Origin of the sequence: Xenorhabdus mauleonii, assembly GCF_900113945.1 — a bacterium.
GTDB lineage: Bacteria > Pseudomonadota > Gammaproteobacteria > Enterobacterales > Enterobacteriaceae > Xenorhabdus > Xenorhabdus mauleonii.
On record NZ_FORG01000010.1, the window covers coordinates 32,827 to 52,941 of the forward strand.

Genomic DNA, 20,115 nt, shown 5'->3' on the forward strand with positions numbered 1-20,115 from the left:
AATGACCCAGTTTGATAAGACTAAGACTCATCATATTAAATTCGACACCAAGAGTGTCCATGCAGGCTATGTTCCTGATCATACAGGTGCTGTCATGCCGGCAATTTATGCAACATCCACTTATGCTCAGCCTGCACCGGGGCAGCATACGGGATATGAATATTCCCGCAGCGGAAATCCGACGCGTGATGTGCTGGAAAAGGCAATTGCGGAGCTGGAAAATGGAACGCGTGGTTATGCGTTTGGCTCTGGTTTAGCAGCCAGCTCCACTATTCTGGAATTATTGGATAAAGACAGCCATATCATTGCAGTAGATGATTTGTACGGTGGCACTTACCGTTTGCTGGAAAAAGTACGTCGTCGCACTGCGGGACTGCGGGTTACTTATGTTGAAGCAGGGGATATTGCAGCATTGGAAGCTGCCATTCAACCTGACACTAAAATGATTTGGGTGGAAACCCCGACCAACCCACTGCTGAAATTGGCGGATTTAGCGGCTATCGCAAAGATTGCCCAGCGCCACAATATCATTAGCGTTGCGGACAATACCTTTGCCTCGCCTTATATTCAGCGTCCGCTTGATTTGGGCTTTGATATTGTTGTTCACTCTGCAACTAAATATCTGAATGGTCATTCCGATGTTGTAGCGGGCCTGGCAGTCGTGGGCAACAACGCTGAATTGGCGGAGCAAGTTGCTTTTCTGCAAAATTCCATTGGCGGTATTTTGGATCCATTCAGTAGCTTCCTTGTATTGCGCGGTATCCGGACACTGGCACTGCGGATGGAGCGTCATATTGCCAGCGCAGAGAAAATTGCGCATTGGCTGGAACAGCAGCCGCAGATTGAGAAAGTGTACTACCCTGGCCTGACTTCTCATCCGCAGCATGAATTGGCAAAGCGTCAGATGCAGGGGTTTGGCGGCATGATCTCCATCGTGCTGAAAGGCGATGAAGATTATACGCGTCGGGTTATCCAAGAACTGCATTTATTCACTTTGGCAGAAAGCCTAGGCGGTGTTGAAAGCCTTATTGGTCAACCTTTTACCATGACCCATGCATCCATTCCTTTGGAAAAACGTCTGGCAGCAGGAATTACCCCACAATTAATCCGCATTTCTGTTGGTATTGAAAATGTAGATGATTTGATTGCTGATTTGGCTCAGGCGTTTGAAAAAGCAGCTTTGTAATAAAAAATATTGTCATAAAAAATAAAGTAAGCAAGTAATAATCAAAAAGTGCGCCAGCCGGTTTTCTCCCGGCTGGCGTTTTTATATGATCCCGAATGGATTTCAATTTGCAGTATTGACCACAAAACGATAATTTTAAGATAACAGGTTATATATACTTTAGGGTACATAATTAGCCAGATTAAAAGAGGGTATTGATTATGGCAATTCTAGACATACTCACCATTCCAGATGAAAGGCTGAGACAAAAATGTGTCGATGTCACTGATTTTGACAAAACTCAAACATTGATTGATGACATGCTGGAAACCATGTATCACACCGACAATGGTATCGGTTTGGCAGCACCGCAGGTTGGCCGGAAAGAAGCCGTATTAGTCATTGATCTTTCTCCAAACCGTGATCAGCCGATGGTTTTGGTTAATCCGAAAATTGTTGAAAAAGAACGCCGTGTCGTGAATCAGGAAGGCTGTTTGTCGATACCTGGATATTACGCGGATGTTGAACGGTTTGAAAAGGTGAAAGTAGAAGCTTTGGACAGGCATGGTCAACCGGTGACTATCGAAAGCGAAGATTTTTTATCGATTGTTATGCAGCATGAAATTGATCACTTACAAGGCATTATTTTTATTGATTACTTATCACCGCTAAAAAGACAAATGGCACTTAAAAAAGTCAAAAAATATATTAGTGGTAAAAAGTAGCAGAAAGCGTTAGCTGTTACTTTATGATTTCATATGATTATTATTTTAATAAATTATCACACATCTTAATATTATGGTTTTATATGTTACTGTTATCTAAATTATTAATGATAACCATGAGTAATAAAGATTAAAATTACTTAATTGAAGTAAGTAAAGTTTTTGAAAGACGAAAAATATATCTGATGGAGTTTAAATGATTTGGTGGTAATCCTACAAGCAGGGGAAATATTGTGAGCATGACAACTGATACAACGTACTATCAACAACCTAATTTTTCCATTGATTTTAATCTGATAGATACAACTGATGCTAAATCAGGTAATTATTTAATGATACTGGATGCCGAGGGACTCAGAAATGCTCAAGTTTCCTCGGTGAAAGTCGGCAGTAAAATGGAGTATGTCCAGATTTCATCAACGGCCAGTAGCAATGAACTAGCGTGCGCTATTTATATCAGAAATCAAAGCAATCACAGTTACCCGTTGATTGGCACCATGTACATTAACTACCACCCATTATCCGGCATTGTGGATATTACCTCAGTAAAGGTTTCTACAGAATCTCAGCTGGATATTGATGTTGATAGGGTGGACCACGCAAAATTTGATTTTAAACTAACAGCGAAACAAAGTGATTATACCTTATGAAATTCGAGCCTTACCGAAGCGGCAAGGGAATGAATTTCCAATAAATTTCACATCACAGTAGGTGGCCATTTGGCGGGCCACCCAATATATAATTTATTATTCCATAATAATCAATTATATATTAAGAAAATCTATATCTTTTGAAGTTCATTGAGTATACGTTTAAAAACGTACGTTATTATTTGGTTAGTTATTTAAAATATAACTAAATAACGTAGAGTTTAATAGGTGATGTTATATTGATAACTACATGTCATGATTGATAAATTTACAAATTTAATCAATTCATTAATGTGTTAAAAGGTAAATGATATGGCACGCAAATATGCAAAAATTAACCATAATAGTGAAATAAATGCAACTGTATTTATTGAATATCCATCTAATAAAAACCCAAAGGGCAAATTGGGTCTGTGTATTGGCAGAATTATTGATGAAAATGGTAGGCTTCTGGATATGGCTTCTCTTGAAAGATTAAATAGAATTGTGAGTTTTGAAAAACCTAATTTCCCAGCAGGGCTGGACTCTTTTACTGAACGCCACAAATGGAGCAAAGATAATATCTGGGCCGGAAGAGCATTTACGGCTCCAGTAAGTAATTTATTTAGCACTGATATTAAAAAACTGGTGAACAATGCAGATGAAATATACGAAATAACAAATTTAGATGAAGAGAAGATGATAATGCGACAACATGAAGAAAAAATGAAAGAAGGTAATATTATGGAGTTCAATAGTGATTATATTGTGCATAGGGTTCTTTATGCGGGAGGAATATGGAGCTTATTGTCATCATTTGACACATTTATAATAGGCAGACATAATAACCCTGTGAAATTCATAGGAAAATTGTGTAAGATTCTGTGTGACAAAAAATATGCACGGGCACGCGGAAGTAAAGAGTGCACAAGAAATAATGGTCGTATTATGAGTTTTCTTCATAATGCATTTAAATAATATTTACTGGAGCAGTAAGTAGGTAAATAACGACATATTTAATATGCTTTTTAAAACTAATCTATTTCACTAATAGGCACCATATGATGGTGTGCTGCATTATTTATTTATTTTTTAAGTCTATTTTTTATGGGAAAGATTGAATTGAGAGCTAGTTTTTGTTGGTGAAAGCGTTTACATCTGAGTAACTTTATTTATACATAATACTTACTCTTCAAGATTGGTCATTAATAAAAAGGTGTCTACGCCACAATGATTTCTAATGTAAAAAAATAATAATGTAGAAGGTAGAGTTATGTCGTTCTCTTATCTAATTATTAACAATAAGGATTAAGTGAATACGATAGTATTTATTGAATATCTGTCTGATCATCATTTATCTGGCAAATTTAATATATACTGGCAGTATTCTGGATTTCAATGGTTAATTGAAAAACAAGATAGCCTCTCAAACACAGAGGATCAAAAACTGTCACATTATAAAAATGTAAGGCAAATATGCCTGACTCTAAAAAGAGAAATGACGCGCCAATAATGGGGCTGTAAAGTTTTTCTTCAAATAAAACCCCCTGGGTAGGGTCATTATTGGTTGACCATATTCTCCAATGGCTTCTGTTAGTGCTTTGCTGTTGGCTGCTTTGGGGCGCAATTGCAATACTTCACCATGACGGGCGGTGATACTCTCAATTTTGCCCAACACAATGAGATCCATCAGTTCTTCCCAATCACGCCTGAGCAATTCTTCCTCAATGGCGTTCGGGCTCCAAAGCAATGGAGAACCAATCCGTCGTTCAGAAAGCGGAATGCTTCTTTCTCCTTCAACGGGGATCCACAATACGCGAGATAATTTGCGCCTGACATGACAGTTTTCCCATGTAATTCCACTGTTGCCTGTTAGAGGGGCGACGCAAACAAAAGTTGTTTCCAATGGCGTGCCCTTATTGTCCACAGGGATCGTTTTCAACTCAATGCCGAGATGCTCAAAATCTTGCTCAGGCTTACTTCCTGCACTGGCACCTAAATAGTACTCAAGCAGCATACCTACCCAACCTTTGTCGCGTTTTAAATTGGGAGGGATAGGGAGGTTAGCGAATGCTGCAAGTTCTCCCATGGATAAGCCAGCCAAAGCGTGGGCGCGTTCGAGTAATTGTTGTTCGTTTTCAGGTGGTGCCGGTGGTGTGAAGTTCATGTGATTGAGTATATTTTTATCTGGTTAAAAAATGCTCATGCGAATAATTCAAAGTCATTATTAACTTATCATTGCCATGATTGCTTTGATAATAGCATGATATAAAAGATTTTTTCATTCATGTTCTCTACATTGGAATGAAAGTTATTATGATTGTTCACCTATTTACAGAGATAATAAACAGGATCTTACACCATGTTATCCACAGATTTATGGGATAAGTGATAAAAAGTGAGAGCACTGGTTTGATTTACAGCCCTAATGGATCTCGTTTTCTACAAAAATAGGCGATTTTTGTTTAACTAAAAGGCATATCCTGTGGATAAAATCGCCACTGGTTGATATTTGCTCAGTATGAGCGACGATAAAAATTTAGAGGAGTGATCCGTATTGTAAAAAGGGGTATAAAATGTATTAACGTGATGAAAAATAATGATTATTTGTTTTTATGCATGGACGGGCATAAAATACATAATAAAAGTATACCCGTTTTACCCCTTACTTTTTCACATACATATCCACAGAAAAAGTGAATAAAATGGTTGTTATCAGGCAATAAATGTTTATAACTTTAGCTTTTTCTGTGAATTAACCCTCCGAGGGAGTGAACCAAGCAGATTTGAAATCGAACCATCCGAAGGTGTTCATTTTTACTCCTTTCATGCTGCGTTGACCCTGTAATTCCAGCCAATGATGAAATAATGGGTGCAACAAGTGTTGATCAATGATGTTTTTGCACCATGTTTCAACGGGGAGATTGTTTTTTCTCCATAGAGAAACTTCCTTGGTTAAATCACTTCCCAAACATTTTTTCAATAATGGCATCTCATAAAGAGTGGCAAACAACGAAAAATCCAACGGTTTGTAAAAATTCGCGGTTGCCAGCCAGATATCACTTTCAGCATCGCCATTGAACCATGTGTCGTAATCGACAATTTTTATGACTAAATCAACGCCATATTCAGCCAGAATAATTTTCAGGATCTGGCTTATCGTATGGTATTCATGGTGTTGGTGATACAGAGTCACAGTCAGCGTTGTGATATCGGATGGTTTGGGATGTGTTGGTACTAATTTGCTGTGATGCCAGCGCAATAATAATCCATAGGCAGGTGACCAATGGCGCTGGTAGAAAGGATCACAATGTGCCAATAAATTAATGGGCGTGAATAGGCTGCACAGCCAGCCACGGACGTCCTCTCGAGAACACTTGGGAGAGCGTTGGTCGTTAAGCAGAAAATAACAGCCTTCTTCCATTCGGCTGTCCAGTGAATTGTTGCTGCTGTTGTCACTTTCCAAATGCAACGTGGTACAAACCAGCTTCTCCGTCAATTCAGGGTGTATCCAGATATTCACTTCATCCAGAAGCGCCCTGAAACCAAAATAGTGATCGAATGCCTTGATTTTGAGTTTTTGCGCATCGTTGGCAATAACCTGATAAGGCCCCGTTCCTATGGGAAAACGGGAAAAATTGGGCAGTGTCTTCCATTCTTGCGGCAAGATCATGGCATGAGGGCTTCCCATAAGAAAATCAAATCGTGAATCGGCTTCATGGAGGAAAATATCTACAACATGCGGAGTATCGGACGTAACATTTTTAATATGAGAGAAAAGCGGAAGGGTTTTCAGATGTTCCAGAGAGCTGATGATATCTGTCATTTGCAGCTCTCGCCCATGATGGAAATGGATGGCAGGGCGAAGATAAAAACGCCAGTGGTTATCCGTCATTTTTTGCCAATGATGGGCCAGGTCACCTTCTATTTCCTCTTTTTCCTCATTTATCCGGAGCAACCCATTAAATATTTGGCGAATAAGGTGAACTTCAGAGCGTCGAAGGGGCGTACTGGGCAGTAAATTGGGAAATGGCCGGTAATAAATGATGCGCAGAGTATTTTTCCCTTGCCGAAAGTTACGCTCAAGTTGGGATAATACCATTTGGCGCACTGTATCTTTATCTCCCATCATATGGACAAGCTGCTCTATGTTCTCCTGTTCAAACAGTTTTTCCGCCTGTTGCTGCTGGAGTTCTAATCCACTGCGCAGGAAATGCAGTTGGGAGCGCTTTCCCCGTCCTGCTTCGGCATCCCATTGCAACCAACCAACATGCTGCATGTTATTGAGTAGAGAACGGACATGGCGGCGTGAGCAATGCAGGATATCGGCCAGAGATTGCAGGGTAGTTTCAGCCTTTTTACCTTGATAGTGCTGCCATAATCGAATGAACTGTTGTTGCAAGCGAGGGCTCGACATAAAAGAGGAACTCCACTGGTTTTTTCATCAATTTTTGTTTTCTTATTTAAGCGGATAATGGGGTGGAATTAAAGTAGTTCAGGAGAGAGAAGGTTTCTCTCTGGCTCCCGATTTTTTTGAGTAATGGTATCTTGCCAGCCAGTAAGTCATCTTACTGGCCTTTTTCGTTAGGTATTAAGCGGGGAAAAAGCTCCCTCGATATTACGCAGTTAGCAAATCGAGTATTCAGGAATTATGTTCAGCAATAATATAGTGGGCGATGATATCCCCCATTTCATCGGTAGTCACGGCTTTGCCGGCACCTGCCAGATCTGCGGTACGATAACCTTTTTCCAAAGCATGGTTGATGGCCTGCTCAATAGCGTCTGCGGCATCATTGCGCTCAAAACTGTAGCGCAGCAAAAGTGCTACAGATAAAATTTGCGCTATCGGATTGGCGATATTCTTGCCTGCAATATCAGGTGCCGATCCCCCCGCGGGTTCGTATAAACCGAAACCTTTTTCATTTAGGCTGGCCGAAGGCAGCATTCCCATTGAACCCGTGATCATGGCACATTCATCAGACAAAATATCGCCGAAAATATTGGAACACAGCATGACATCAAACTGAGCCGGGTCTTTAATCAATTGCATGGTAGCATTGTCGATGTACATGTGATTAAGCTCAACATCGGGATAATCATTGGCAATTTCGCTGACAACTTCTCGCCATAGTATTGAACTTTGCAAGACATTTGCCTTATCAATTGATGTCACTTTATTCCGGCGCTTGCGGGCAGATTCAAAGGCAATGCGTGCGATCCGCTCTATTTCAAAACGATGGTAAATTTCAGTATCAAAGGCACGTTCGTATTTTCCTTCGCCTTCACGCCCCTTGGGTTGCCCAAAGTAGATGCCCCCAGTCAGTTCACGGACGCATAAGATATCGAAGCCTTTCTCAGCAATATCTTGGCGAAGCGGGCAAAAAGATTCCAATCCGGCATATAAACGTGCCGGTCGTAAATTGCTGAATAGCTTGAAATGCTTGCGCAATGGCAATAACGCTCCACGCTCCGGTTGTTTCGCCGCGGGTAAATGTTCCCATTTGGGGCCGCCTACGGAGCCAAACAAAATAGCATCAGCTTTTTGGCAACCCGCAATAGTCTCCTGAGGGAGCGGGCTGCCATGGCGTTCGATAGCAATCCCGCCGATATCGTATTCACTGGTTGTAATACGCATATTGAAACGATGGCGGATAGCTTCCAGTACTTTATAGGCCTGTTTCATAATTTCAGGCCCAATGCCATCCCCCGGCAAAACAGCAATGTGGTGGCGGGTTTCCGGCTTGACTGACGTTATCGTATTTGAAGGCATAATTAGGCACGCTCCTCAGTGTTGTTCTCATTACCTGCTTGGTGTTTGGAGATACGCTGCTTTTCTTTTTCTACTTGCTCTGCTTGCCAAATGCTGTTCAATACGTGGATCATGGCCTTGGCGGACGATTCTATGATGTCAGTTTCCAATCCCATACCGTGGAAACGGCGACCGAGGTATTCGACGATAATATTCACCTGACCGAGAGCATCTTCCCCATGACCTTTGCCGGATAATTGGTAAGAGATCAATTTGAGCTGATAGCCTGTAATACGGCTGATAGCCTGATAAATGGCGTCAACCGTACCATTTCCTGTAGAGGCTTCAGATTTGACGTCATCTCCGCAGGCCAAGCGTACAGTTGCGGTAGGCACGACATTGGTTCCGGACTGGATGCTGAAATAATCCAGACGGTAATGCTCATTCTCTTGTTGTTGCTGGTTGATGAACACCAAGGCTTCCAAATCGTAATCGAATACTTGGCCTTTTTTATCCGCCAATTTTAAGAAGGATTGATATAAGGTATCCAGATCGTAATCATGATCCTTATAACCCATTTCAGACATACGATGTTTTACGGCGGCACGTCCAGAACGTGAAGTCAGGTTTAACTGAGTATCTTTCAGGCCGATGGATTCCGGTGTCATGATTTCGTAGGTTTCACGGTGCTTCAGCACGCCATCTTGGTGAATGCCGGAAGAGTGGGCAAATGCATTGCTGCCTACAACCGCTTTATGAGCCGGGATTGGAGTATTGCAAATTTGGCTGACTAACTGGCTGGTACGGTAGATTTCCTTGTGATTGATATTGGTATGCACACCCAACATTTGCTGGCGTGTTTTGATAGTCATGATCACTTCTTCCAGTGAACAGTTGCCCGCTCGCTCTCCCAATCCGTTGATTGTCCCTTCAACTTGTCGTGCGCCTGCCTGAATGGCGGTAATGGAGTTTGCAACAGACATGCCCAAATCATCATGGCAATGAACAGATATGATGGCCTTATCAATATTGGGTACGCGATTAAATAACGTACTGATAATTCCGCCGAACTGATAAGGCGTTGTATAACCAACGGTATCAGGAATATTAACGGTTGTAGCACCGGCTTTGATTGCTTGCTCGACAATTCTGCATAAATTGTCAATATCTGTTCGGCCTGCGTCTTCACAAGAAAACTCAACATCATCGGTGTACTTGCGCGCCCGTTTAATGGAGCGGACAGCCATTTCAACGACATCGTCAAATGTTCTCTTTAACTTATGGCTGACATGCAGATTGGAGGTTGCCAGCACCATGTGCAGGCGGAAAGCTTCAGCAACTTTCAAGGCTTCTGCGGAGACGTCAATATCATTATCAACACAACGTGATAAGGCACAGATCCGGCTATTTTTAATTTCGCGGGCAATGGTTTGAACGGATTCAAAATCACCAGGAGAAGAAACGGGGAAGCCTGCTTCAATGACGTCGACTCCCAATCTTTCTAATGCATAAGCGATTTGAAGTTTTTCTTTTACAGTCAAGCTGGCTTGTAATGCCTGTTCACCGTCACGCAATGTTGTATCGAAAATAATAACTTGCTGGCTCATGTTGTTGTGCTCCTGTCAAATTGGCAATGATGTTTTGTTTTTAGGCGCCGAGCAGGCAAAAAAAAACCGCGCGGTGCGCGGGTTTTTTTTGCTTTCTGTGGGGGTTAGCCTAATTTTGTTTCTCACCCACAAGCATACCGCGCACATTAAAGGCGATAAGTAGTAGACTTAGTAGGTGAGTAGAGTGAAACATGTAAGCTAACCTTTGTTAATTTGTTAAATGAGTTTTAACTATCAGTGTATTTTTTTATAAATACGCCATTTGAAAAATAATGTCAAGCTGCACGGGAAGAAATCTAGAGTGAATCATGCTCGTAACTGGTTATTTTTTACTCTATTTTTGGTGCGGGTGACTATTTTTTACATTTTTAGTGATGTTTTTATCTATTTTTCATATCTATATATGAAGTAGAATCAGACCCTGATGGATGATAAATACGATGTCTGTTACTTTGCTAAAGCTGCTTGATGCGATTGTTTTAATCAGATTGTCTTAGATTTGAACACTCAAATGCGATTAGCTTTTAATAAGGATACGAAGTTTTAAAGGACAAAGATTAAGATGGATGTTAATCATGATGTGACAGGGTTAGATAAAACATAACCATATAGAATATTAATAAATTGTATCTCGATATATTGGAAGAACTAATTACTAATTAATACTTTGAATCATTTTCCTGATAGATAATATTAATAGAAGGTTCTGATAATTAGTTGGAATATAGCCATTTTATTATGAATTGTTTCTACTCCTCATTTTGCTATTACGAGCTGATTGCCTTTAGGCGTAAGTTGTTAATGTAAATCGAGTCATTCTATTCATATATAGCGCATTAATATTCATGCTTATAAAAATATTACGACTAAGTAAATGAGACTGCATTGGTTATGCATATTTATTTTTGTACAAGAACGGAGCTCAATTTACTTTTCAAGAAATTGGAATAAATGATCTTATTAACTAACCAGACTATTTATGGTGTCTAAATGTTGCATTTAGATCCCCTCAATAATCCATTCTTTAATAAGAGCGATGCTATAAGTTTAGTGGAGTGAAATAATGACTGAATACAACTCAGTAACTACAGGAAAAAAAGAATCGTGCGATGTTCATCTGCGCAGTGTAGACCTGAATCTGCTTACCGTATTTGATGCAGTAATGCAAATGCAGAATATCACTCGCGCAGCTCAAGCGTTAGGAATGTCACAGCCGGCTGTAAGTAATGCGGTAGCACGTTTGAAAACGATGTTTGATGATGAATTATTTGTCCGTTATGGACGAGGTATTCAGCCGACAGCAAGAGCAAAACAGCTCTTCGGGCCGCTCAGGCAAGCACTTCAGATTGTGCATAATGAATTGCCGGGGGTGGGATTTGATCCCGATAATAGCACAAGAGTATTCAATCTTTCTATTTGTAGCCCGCTTGATATTCGCCTTGCCGCTCAAATTGTTGGGCAAATTAAAAAACATTCTTCTAATATTGAAGTTGTCATTAAAACACAAATTAGCGACGACATTGAGAAGCAATTAAAATACCAGGAAATGGAATTTGTCATCAGCTATAACCAATTAGAACAACCTAATTTCCATAATTACCCGTTGTTTAATGATGAATTGGTTCTGGCTGTTTCTAAAAATCACCCAAGAATTGGAAAACGAATTACTCAACAACAATTGCTGGAAGAAAGACACGCTATTGTTGCTTTGGATAATGCATATTCATTCAGTAAACCATACTATGAAAGTAACGAATTATTACGTTCGGTTTCTTATCAGGGAACAGATTTAAATAGTGTTCTTAATATTGTTTCCCAGACTTATTTAGTCGCCATTGTACCAAAATGGATGGTTGAACATTATTCAGATCCATTAAATATCTGTTCAGTTCCTTTGCCAAATGGTCTGGTTTATCGTCCTTGCTATTTAATATGGCATGGTTCAACCGATAGGGATAAAGGCCATCAGTGGATGAAATCGTTGCTGAGTCATTTAGGTAAACAAGAGTAAAAAAGTATAGGGCCTATTCCAACGCATTTATTGGATAGGCTCTGAATCTAAATGCCAGTGGTGTCACGCAACGGTAATACACTTGTTGCCGGTCACTTTCATTGCCCTTATTTCTTTTGCTATGTTCGTGTTTTTTGAAACAGCATTGTTACGCTTTACAAGCGTGTCCATGACAGGAATTTCATCACGTTTGGCACGATATTTATCTCCATTTACCTCTTATTATCTCCTCCTTAAGAGGGAGGTGATTTTGAAAATACACTTTCCCCTTTTACCAGGAATGGGTAGACTGCGCCAAAATAGCTAACATCTGTAAGCTGAAAAGTAGGCGTTATGCTTACTGAATATGCTGACGAAAAATATTTATACAGGAATATATTGTGATAACAGATTCTCTGCATGCCTATCACTTGGTTAACCGATTGAAAAAGCAGCTGGTTGAACAACCAGAGAAAATTGCTTTTCAGCAATGGTCGCCATCCAAATCAGACCAGCTTGAAATGAGTTGGCAGGAAGTTGGGCGCACAACGGAATCCTTGGCGAAGGCATTGCTGGCACTGGGAGTGGAAGTGCAGGGAAAAGTCGGCATATTTGCACAGAATTGCATGGCATGGTCATTGGTTGATTTGGCTATTCTTCAGCTCCGGGCAGTGACAGTACCGCTTTATGCTACCAGTACCCGTGATCAGCTGGCATTTATTATGAATGATGCGGAAGCTCGAATACTGTTTGTGGGCGGGCAGGAGCAATATGATATTGCAGTGACGCTCGCTGAATTGTGTCCGGGGCTTGAACACCTAATTGTGATGGATGAGTCTGTGGATTTGAAAAATTATCCGCAGGCACAATATTTATCTGCTTTTATTTCCGATGCGAACAATCATTCTGACGCCAATGCACAAAATCAGTCGGAATTTGACCGCCGTATCGCAGCTCAGGATCTGGACGATCTTTTTACGCTAATCTATACCTCCGGTACGACGGGAGAGCCAAAGGGTGTCATGTTGGATTACCGCAATATCGCGGCGCAGCTTTATTTGCATGACCAACGATTGACATTAACGAAGCAGGATGTGTCGCTCTGCTTTCTGCCGCTATCGCATATTTTCGAACGTGCCTGGAGTTATTATGTCATGCATACTGGCGCGCTGAATGTCTATCTGACTGACACAAACTTTGTACGTGAAGCGATGAATGATGTGCGTCCAACGGTGATGTGCTCTGTTCCCCGCCTGTACGAAAAAATGCATGGCGCGATTGTAGATAAAGTCGCTCAAGCCCCTCTTTTGCGCAGAATTATCTTTAATTGGGCATTAAAGCAGGGCGAAAAATACTGGATATGCCAGACACAGAATAAAAAAGGCTGTCCTTTCACGCGCTTTGGCTATCGGCTGGCCGATAAGCTGGTATTGAGCAAGCTTCGTGGTTTATTGGGCGGGAAAACGCGCTTCCTGCCGGTGGCGGGTGCACGTCTTGATGACGCTATTGCTCGCTTTTTTCTGTCCATCGGCCTGAATATTAAATATGGCTATGGCATGACTGAAACCTGTGCCACCGTCTCCTGCTGGGAAGAAAAAGGATATCGTTTAGGTTCTATTGGTACGCCATTGCCGAATATTGATATTCGCATCAGCACAGAGGGCGAAATTCAGGTTCGTGGCCCTATTGTGATGAAAGGCTACTTTAACCGCCCAGAAGAAACGGTTCATGCTTTCACTGAAGATGGATGGTTACGTACCGGGGATGCCGGGGGGTTGGATGATAATGGCAATCTGTTCATCACCGAACGCCTGAAAGACTTGATGAAAACATCAACAGGCAAATATATCGCTCCACAGATGATTGAGGGAACGTTGGGGCAGGATCGCTTTATTGAGCATATTGCAGTTATCGCAGATGCCCGTCAGTTTGTTTCAGCACTGATTGTTCCCAGCTATGAAGCACTGGAAGAATATGCGAAATCAATCCAGCTGCACTATCGAGATCGCCTTGAATTGCTGCGCAATCACCAAATCATTGAAATGTTTGAAAAGCGTTTGAAAGAGAGGCAACAAAACATTGCTAAATTTCATCAGGTTAAGCGGTTCATTCTGTTACCAGAAGCATTTTCCATGGAAAAAGGGGAATTGACGCCGACCTTGAAGTTGCGTCGTAAAGTTATTTCACAACGCTATCAAAGTGAAATTGAATCTATGTATCAAAGCTGAATATAGATACATGGCTCCTCTTTCATTATAAAAATGTTTCCAATGTGTAAATTGGTGTTTGCTAAGGATAGTATCTAACGTTATGTTAGTTAACCTGACGTTATCAAAGTACGTCAGGAAATATTCATTTAATACTTGTAACCTTTCAAGTTGCAGCTTTTTTGGCCGCGCTCGTTCCTTTGCTGTCGTGCTGCATCTTGAAACTCATGAGTATATATAATTGGGTATATATAAATAAGAAATGGAATAAATAAGGCTATTTTTAGTCATAGCCTTATTAAATTCCGACGATTAACTTGCAAACAGAGCCTGGAGGCAAACTCAATGGAGATGTTGTCAGGAGCCGAAATGGTCGTCAGATCGTTAATCGATCAAGGCGTCGAACATGTGTTCGGTTATCCGGGCGGGGCTGTACTGGATATTTATGATGCCCTGCATACGGTTGGAGGAATTGAGCATATCCTGGTTCGCCATGAGCAGGGTGCTGTTCATATGGCGGATGGTTATGCCCGTTGTACAGGAAAAGCTGGGGTTGTTTTGGTGACATCCGGGCCGGGAGCAACGAATGCCATTACAGGTATTGCAACGGCATATATGGACTCAATTCCTATGGTGGTACTGTCTGGTCAGGTTGCCAGCAGTCTGATTGGCAATGATGCTTTTCAAGAATGCGATATGGTTGGTATTTCCCGCCCTATCGTGAAACATAGTTTTCTGGTGAAAAAAGCCGAAGATATCCCGGCTATGATCAAAAAGGCTTTTTATCTGGCGGTCAGTGGTCGTCCAGGCCCCGTTGTTATCGACTTTCCCAAAGATACCGTCAGTCCCGCACTGAAATTTCCATATGTTTATCCTGAAAAAATTAATATGCGTTCCTACAATCCTACCGTTCAGGGGCATAAGGGGCAGATTAAGCGCGTATTGAAAACCCTGATGGGTGCGAAAAGACCCGTGATTTACGTCGGGGGTGGCGCTATTAACTCGGAATGCTCAGGGGAATTGTTAAAGCTGGCTGAACAGTTGCATATTCCGGTCGTCAGTTCATTGATGGGATTAGGCGCATTTCCTGCAACGCATAAGCAAAGTTTGGGCATGTTGGGAATGCATGGCACTTTTGAAGCCAATAAAGCCATGCACAATTCGGATGTGATTTTTGCAGTGGGTGTGCGCTTTGATGATCGTACGACCAATAATCTGGAAAAATACTGCCCGGGCGCAAAAGTGTTGCACATTGATATCGACCCGACCTCGATTTCTAAGACAGTGGTGTCAGATATTCCTATCGTTGGCGATGCCAAAAATGTACTGGGCCAGATACTGGAAGTTCTGGATTCGACAGAAGATACCCAAGATCCGGATGCTTTGAAAGATTGGTGGCTTACTATCGAACAATGGCGTAGCCGCAAGTGCCTTGATTATGACCGTAAAACGGTGAAGATTAAACCACAGGCTGTAATTGAAGCGCTTTATCGTTTAACGGCAGGTCAGGCGTATATTGCGTCAGATGTTGGTCAGCATCAGATGTTTGCCGCCTTGCATTATCCGTTTGATAAACCAAGACATTGGATCAATTCTGGTGGTTTAGGAACCATGGGGTTTGGTCTGCCCGCAGCGCTCGGCGTGAAGCTGGCAAAACCGGATGCCACCGTTGTGTGTGTCACGGGTGACGGCAGTATCCAGATGAATATTCAGGAATTATCCACGGCCTTGCAATATGGTTTGCCTGTTTTGGTATTGAACCTGAATAACCGCTTCCTCGGAATGGTAAAACAGTTGCAAGACATGATATACGCTGGCCGTCATTCTCAATCTTACATGGAATCCTTGCCTGATTTTGTCAAATTGGCTGAGGCTTATGGCCATATTGGTATTTCTATCGAAACTTACGAAGAATTAGAACCTAAATTGTCTCAGGCTCTGAAAGAAGTCACAGAAAATCAGCGCCTTGTTTTCGTGGATGTTACCGTTGATGAAACAGAACACGTTTATCCAATGCAAATCCGCGGGGGCGCAATGGATGAAATGTGGTTAAGCAAAACTGAGAGGACTTGATCATGCGTCGGATTTTGTCTGTATTACTTGAAAACGAATCGGGTGCATTGTCCCGCGTAGTTGGCTTGTTTTCTCAACGGGGTTATAACATTGAAAGCCTGACAGTGGCGCCGACTGAAGATCCCACACTGTCACGCATGACCATCCAGACCAAGGGAGATGCCAAGGTTCTGGAGCAAATAGAGAAACAACTGCATAAATTGGTAGATGTGCTGCGGGTGAGTGAATTGACCGCGGGGCCTCACGTTGAACGTGAAATCATGCTGGTGAAATTGCAGGCTAGCGGATATGGCCGGGAAGAAATTAAGCGCAGCGCAGATATCTTTCGCGGGCAGATTGTGGATGTAACTTCAACGCTGTATACCGTCCAGTTAGCGGGCACGAGCGAAAAGCTGGATGCGTTCCTTGATGCCGTGAGAGATGTGGCTGAGATTATGGAAGTTGCGCGTTCAGGCATCGTTGGTGTTTCCCGCGGAGATAAAATTATGCGATGAAAAATCGCAATCTGAGGATTAAAATACAGATATTTATTGGGCCCTACTGTAAAGTAGGGCTTTTTAATCATATTACTGAGGGGTTAATGTGAAACTGGATGAGATCGCCCGCTTAGCAGGTGTTTCACGTACTACGGCCAGTTATGTTATCAATGGTAAAGCCAAACAGTATCGGGTCAGTGATAAAACAGTAGAAAAAGTGATGGCAGTGGTCAGGGAGCATAATTACCATCCTAACGCTGTAGCCGCCGGTCTTCGTGCAGGGCGCACTCGCTCGATTGGTTTAGTCATACCCGATTTGGAAAACACGAGTTACACTCGGATTGCCAATTATCTTGAACGTCAGGCGCGCCAACGTGGATACCAGCTCTTGATTGCATGTTCTGAAGACCAGCCTGACAATGAAATGCGTTGTGTCGAGCATCTTTTGCAACGTCAGGTTGACGCTATTATCGTTTCCACAGCCTTGCCTCCTGAACATCCTTTCTACCAACGTTGGGCAAATCGTTCATTGCCGATTGTTGCACTCGATCGTGCACTGGACAGTGAGCACTTTATCAGTGTCGTCGGGGATGATCTCGAAGATGCAAAAATGTTGGCACAAGAGTTTCGTCAGTTTCCGGCTGAATCGGTGCTCTATTTGGGAGCATTGCCTGAATTATCAGTCAGTTTCTTGCGTGAACAAGGTTTTCGTGAAGCATGGCAGCATGATCCACGGGAAGTGAATTATCTGTATGCAAATAGTTATGAACGCGAGGCTGCGGCTGAAGCATTTGCGTCATGGCTGGAATCAAACCCGGTTCCCCAAGCGTTGTATACCACTTCGTTTGCCTTGCTCCAAGGCGTCATGGATACCCTCCTAAAACGCAATGGTCGCTTGCTTGACCAGCTGGTTATCGCCACATTTGGCGATCATGAATTGCTCGATTTTCTTGAATGCCCCGTTTTGTCTGTGGCGCAGCGGCATCGCGATGTGGCAGAGAGAGCCCTTGAGTTAGTTTTAGCCAGTTTGAATGAAAAACAACGGCCTGACCCCGGAATTACCCGGATGCGTCGTCATTTATGCCGTCGTGGTAAGTTAAGTCGCAAAGCTTGATTGAGTGCCCTCATTAAAGATGAGGGTGCTGCCAGTTCATCTAAGATCATAGAAATTTGTTAATTTAAATAACTTTAAGATTATTCTTACTAAAATCGTCTTAAACAGAAATTTTTGACCATTATAACTGATAACATGTTGTCATAATGAATTTAATGGATAATTTCTAATCTTATATTACATTTCTTATATAATTTACCTTTGTTTAGTATGTAATGATTATTTATTTGATATATATAACCTTTTTATTTTGAGATTGTATCTTGTTTTAAATAGTTATCATTTATTATGCTACTATGACTTGGATGTAATTTTATTATCGATATGTTTTAGTCGGTTAACAATTAGACAACAATGAGACATGAGTTACATAAATTAATTTAAGTGGTAATTATTTTCTCCAGAACGCCCTTCTGGTGGGGCTTTCTCCAAATTTATTAAATTATTCAAAATTATCAGAGTGTTATCCATTCTTGTTATAGCCAAAATTGAAAATTCTCTCTTTTTCTCTACTGAAACTTTCTGTAAATCTAGCTAAAGCGCACTGGCTCTGGCTTGACAAGGTTTTCATACCATCCGTAAACTCTTAATTGTGGTGATTTGTGGGATAATGTGGAGATTTGAGCCATCAAGGGGTAACCTGAGTATGTTTCGTGGAGCAACGCTGGTTAATCTCGATAGTAAAGGGCGGCTAACCGTACCTGCCCGATATAGAGAAACGTTGAATGAAGAATCAATGGGTCAAATGGTTTGCACAATTGATCTCCATCAGCCGTGCCTGTTGCTTTATACATTACCCGAATGGGAAATCATCGAAGAAAAATTATCTCGCTTATCCAGCATGAATCCAGCCGAACGTCGCGTTCAACGTTTGTTATTGGGACACGCCAGTGAATGTCAAATGGACAATGCAGGGCGTCTTTTATTAGCTAATACACTGCGTCAACACGCAGGGCTAACAAAAGAGGTCATGCTGGTTGGGCAATTTAATAAATTTGAATTGTGGGATGAGCGAGTTTGGTATCAGCAAGTACAAGATGACATCGCGGCGGAGCAGTCCACACAAGAACCTTTATCAGCACGGCTACAGGATTTATCACTATAACTATGGAAAATAGTCATTTTAAGCATACCAGCGTATTGCTGGATGAAGCTGTCAATGGACTGAATATCCAGGAAAATGGAATTTATATTGATGGAACATTCGGGCGCGGAGGGCATTCTCGCCTGATTTTATCTAAATTGGGGCCGCAAGGGCGCTTATTGGCAATAGATCGAGATCCAGAAGCTATTGAAGCGTCAAAAGCGATTACCGACACGCGTTTTTCTATCACTCACGGGCCATTCTCTGAACTGGCAACTTATGTAGAAGATGCGGGGTTAGTTGGGAAAATTGATGGTGTATTGCTGGATTTAGGGGTTTCTTCCCCACAACTGGATGATCCTGAACGTGGTTTTTCATTTATGCGTGATGGGCCGCTGGATATGCGAATGGATCCGACCCGTGGTCAGTCTGCCTCTGAATGGTTGATGAAAGCCGAAGCAGAAGACATTGCATGGGTGTTGAAGACATTTGGCGAAGAGCGTTTTGCCAAGCGAATCGCAAGAGCTATTGTCGCTCGGAATCAGGAACAGCCAATGACGCGAACTCGCGAACTGGCAGAACTCATTGCCCAGGCAAGTCCAATTAGGGAAAAACATAAACATCCGGCAACACGCAGCTTTCAAGCTATTAGGATTTACATTAACAGTGAACTGGAAGAGATTGAGCGTGCATTGAATGGTGCATTGCGCGTTCTGGCGCCACAGGGGCGATTATCAGTCATTAGTTTCCACTCGTTGGAAGATCGCATAGTGAAACGCTTTATCCGACAACATAGCCAAGGGCCGCAGGTTCCAGCAGGTCTACCTCTGACTGAAGCACAATTAAAAATGCTGGGAGGAAAGAGCTTGAAATCTATCGGCAAAATGAAGCCTTCAGAAGATGAAGTGGCGATAAATCCAAGGGCACGTAGTTCGGTTTTGCGATTTGCTGAAAAGGTGGATGAATAATGGCTGGTGAGCGTCACGGGTTAGTCGGGGTGATTGGCAAGGATTTAATCCGCAATGCCAAACTCCCACTGATTTTGCTGGTGTCTGTTGTGGTTTCAGCCATCAGTGTTGTGACGGTCGCGCATCAGACCCGCTTATTGACCGCGGCAAAAGAGCGTCAAGTGATTCAACTTGATGCTCAGGACATTGAATGGCGTAACCTGCTCCTTGAAGAGAATGCTCTGGGTGATCACAGTCGGGTTGAACGGATTGCAACTCAAAATTTACAGATGCAACACGTTGATCCGGCAAAAGAAAATATTGTGATAACCCATTGAGTCCAGTTGAC

16 protein-coding genes are annotated in these 20,115 nt (G+C 42.1%); 12 read left to right on the forward strand and 4 right to left on the reverse strand.

What is annotated here, in order from left to right:
* Nucleotide 1: 1 nt before the first annotated feature.
* From BM100_RS11195 to BM100_RS11210, 4 genes are all read left to right on the forward strand, one after another.
* Nucleotides 2-1,186: a trans-sulfuration enzyme family protein gene (locus tag BM100_RS11195; protein ID WP_092510936.1), complete on the forward strand. Its 1,185-nt coding sequence runs from the start codon at nucleotides 2-4 to the stop codon at nucleotides 1,184-1,186.
* A 200-nt stretch (nucleotides 1,187-1,386) separates the two neighbouring features.
* Nucleotides 1,387-1,890: a peptide deformylase gene (gene def, locus BM100_RS11200; RefSeq protein ID WP_092510938.1), complete on the forward strand. Its 504-nt coding sequence runs from the start codon at nucleotides 1,387-1,389 to the stop codon at nucleotides 1,888-1,890.
* A gap of 239 nt (nucleotides 1,891-2,129) precedes the next feature.
* On the forward strand, nucleotides 2,130-2,540 hold the full coding sequence (locus BM100_RS11205; protein ID WP_244590571.1) for a hypothetical protein: 411 nt from the start codon (nucleotides 2,130-2,132) through the stop codon (nucleotides 2,538-2,540).
* A 312-nt stretch (nucleotides 2,541-2,852) separates the two neighbouring features.
* Entirely contained in the window at nucleotides 2,853-3,497 is a 645-nt protein-coding gene (locus BM100_RS11210) for a hypothetical protein (protein WP_092510942.1), read from the forward strand.
* Between the two features lie 508 nt (nucleotides 3,498-4,005).
* Here the strand turns inward: BM100_RS11210 and mutH are convergent.
* From mutH to leuA, 4 genes are all read right to left on the reverse strand, one after another.
* Nucleotides 4,006-4,686, reverse strand: coding sequence for a DNA mismatch repair endonuclease MutH (mutH, locus tag BM100_RS11215; protein ID WP_092510944.1), 681 nt, complete (start codon nucleotides 4,684-4,686; stop codon nucleotides 4,006-4,008).
* Between the two features lie 588 nt (nucleotides 4,687-5,274).
* Entirely contained in the window at nucleotides 5,275-6,936 is a 1,662-nt protein-coding gene (gene sgrR / locus BM100_RS11220; RefSeq protein WP_092510946.1) for an HTH-type transcriptional regulator SgrR, read from the reverse strand.
* A gap of 225 nt (nucleotides 6,937-7,161) precedes the next feature.
* The gene (leuB, locus tag BM100_RS11225; protein WP_092510948.1) at nucleotides 7,162-8,289 is read right to left on the reverse strand and encodes a 3-isopropylmalate dehydrogenase; all 1,128 of its coding nucleotides are present in this window, start codon (nucleotides 8,287-8,289) and stop codon (nucleotides 7,162-7,164) included.
* Between the two features lie 2 nt (nucleotides 8,290-8,291).
* The gene (gene leuA / locus BM100_RS11230; RefSeq protein ID WP_092510951.1) at nucleotides 8,292-9,875 is read right to left on the reverse strand and encodes a 2-isopropylmalate synthase; all 1,584 of its coding nucleotides are present in this window, start codon (nucleotides 9,873-9,875) and stop codon (nucleotides 8,292-8,294) included.
* Nucleotides 9,876-10,938: 1,063 nt separating this feature from the next.
* Between leuA and leuO the strand changes: the two genes are divergently transcribed.
* From leuO to ftsL, 8 genes are all read left to right on the forward strand, one after another.
* Nucleotides 10,939-11,886 carry a transcriptional regulator LeuO gene (gene leuO, locus BM100_RS11235; protein ID WP_092510953.1) on the forward strand — a complete coding sequence of 316 codons (948 nt, stop codon included), beginning with the start codon at nucleotides 10,939-10,941 and terminating at the stop codon, nucleotides 11,884-11,886.
* Between the two features lie 380 nt (nucleotides 11,887-12,266).
* Complete coding sequence (locus tag BM100_RS11240) at nucleotides 12,267-14,093, forward strand: AMP-dependent synthetase/ligase (RefSeq protein ID WP_092510955.1); 1,827 nt, start codon at nucleotides 12,267-12,269, stop codon at nucleotides 14,091-14,093.
* Between the two features lie 324 nt (nucleotides 14,094-14,417).
* Nucleotides 14,418-16,145 (forward strand): acetolactate synthase 3 large subunit, encoded by a 1,728-nt coding sequence (gene ilvI, locus BM100_RS11245; RefSeq protein WP_092510957.1) that lies wholly within the window; start codon nucleotides 14,418-14,420, stop codon nucleotides 16,143-16,145.
* Between the two features lie 2 nt (nucleotides 16,146-16,147).
* Nucleotides 16,148-16,639 (forward strand): acetolactate synthase small subunit, encoded by a 492-nt coding sequence (gene ilvN / locus BM100_RS11250; RefSeq protein WP_169924654.1) that lies wholly within the window; start codon nucleotides 16,148-16,150, stop codon nucleotides 16,637-16,639.
* A gap of 88 nt (nucleotides 16,640-16,727) precedes the next feature.
* Nucleotides 16,728-17,735, forward strand: a complete 1,008-nt coding sequence (gene cra, locus BM100_RS11255) for a catabolite repressor/activator (protein ID WP_092510959.1) — start codon at nucleotides 16,728-16,730, stop codon at nucleotides 17,733-17,735.
* 646 nt (nucleotides 17,736-18,381) lie between these two features.
* Nucleotides 18,382-18,840 (forward strand): division/cell wall cluster transcriptional repressor MraZ, encoded by a 459-nt coding sequence (mraZ, locus tag BM100_RS11260; protein WP_092510961.1) that lies wholly within the window; start codon nucleotides 18,382-18,384, stop codon nucleotides 18,838-18,840.
* Nucleotides 18,841-18,842: 2 nt separating this feature from the next.
* Nucleotides 18,843-19,787, forward strand: coding sequence for a 16S rRNA (cytosine(1402)-N(4))-methyltransferase RsmH (gene rsmH / locus BM100_RS11265; protein WP_092510963.1), 945 nt, complete (start codon nucleotides 18,843-18,845; stop codon nucleotides 19,785-19,787).
* Nucleotides 19,784-20,104: a cell division protein FtsL gene (gene ftsL / locus BM100_RS11270; protein WP_169924660.1), complete on the forward strand. Its 321-nt coding sequence runs from the start codon at nucleotides 19,784-19,786 to the stop codon at nucleotides 20,102-20,104. Before rsmH ends, ftsL begins: the two co-directional genes overlap by 4 nt.
* Nucleotides 20,105-20,115: the final 11 nt, after the last annotated feature.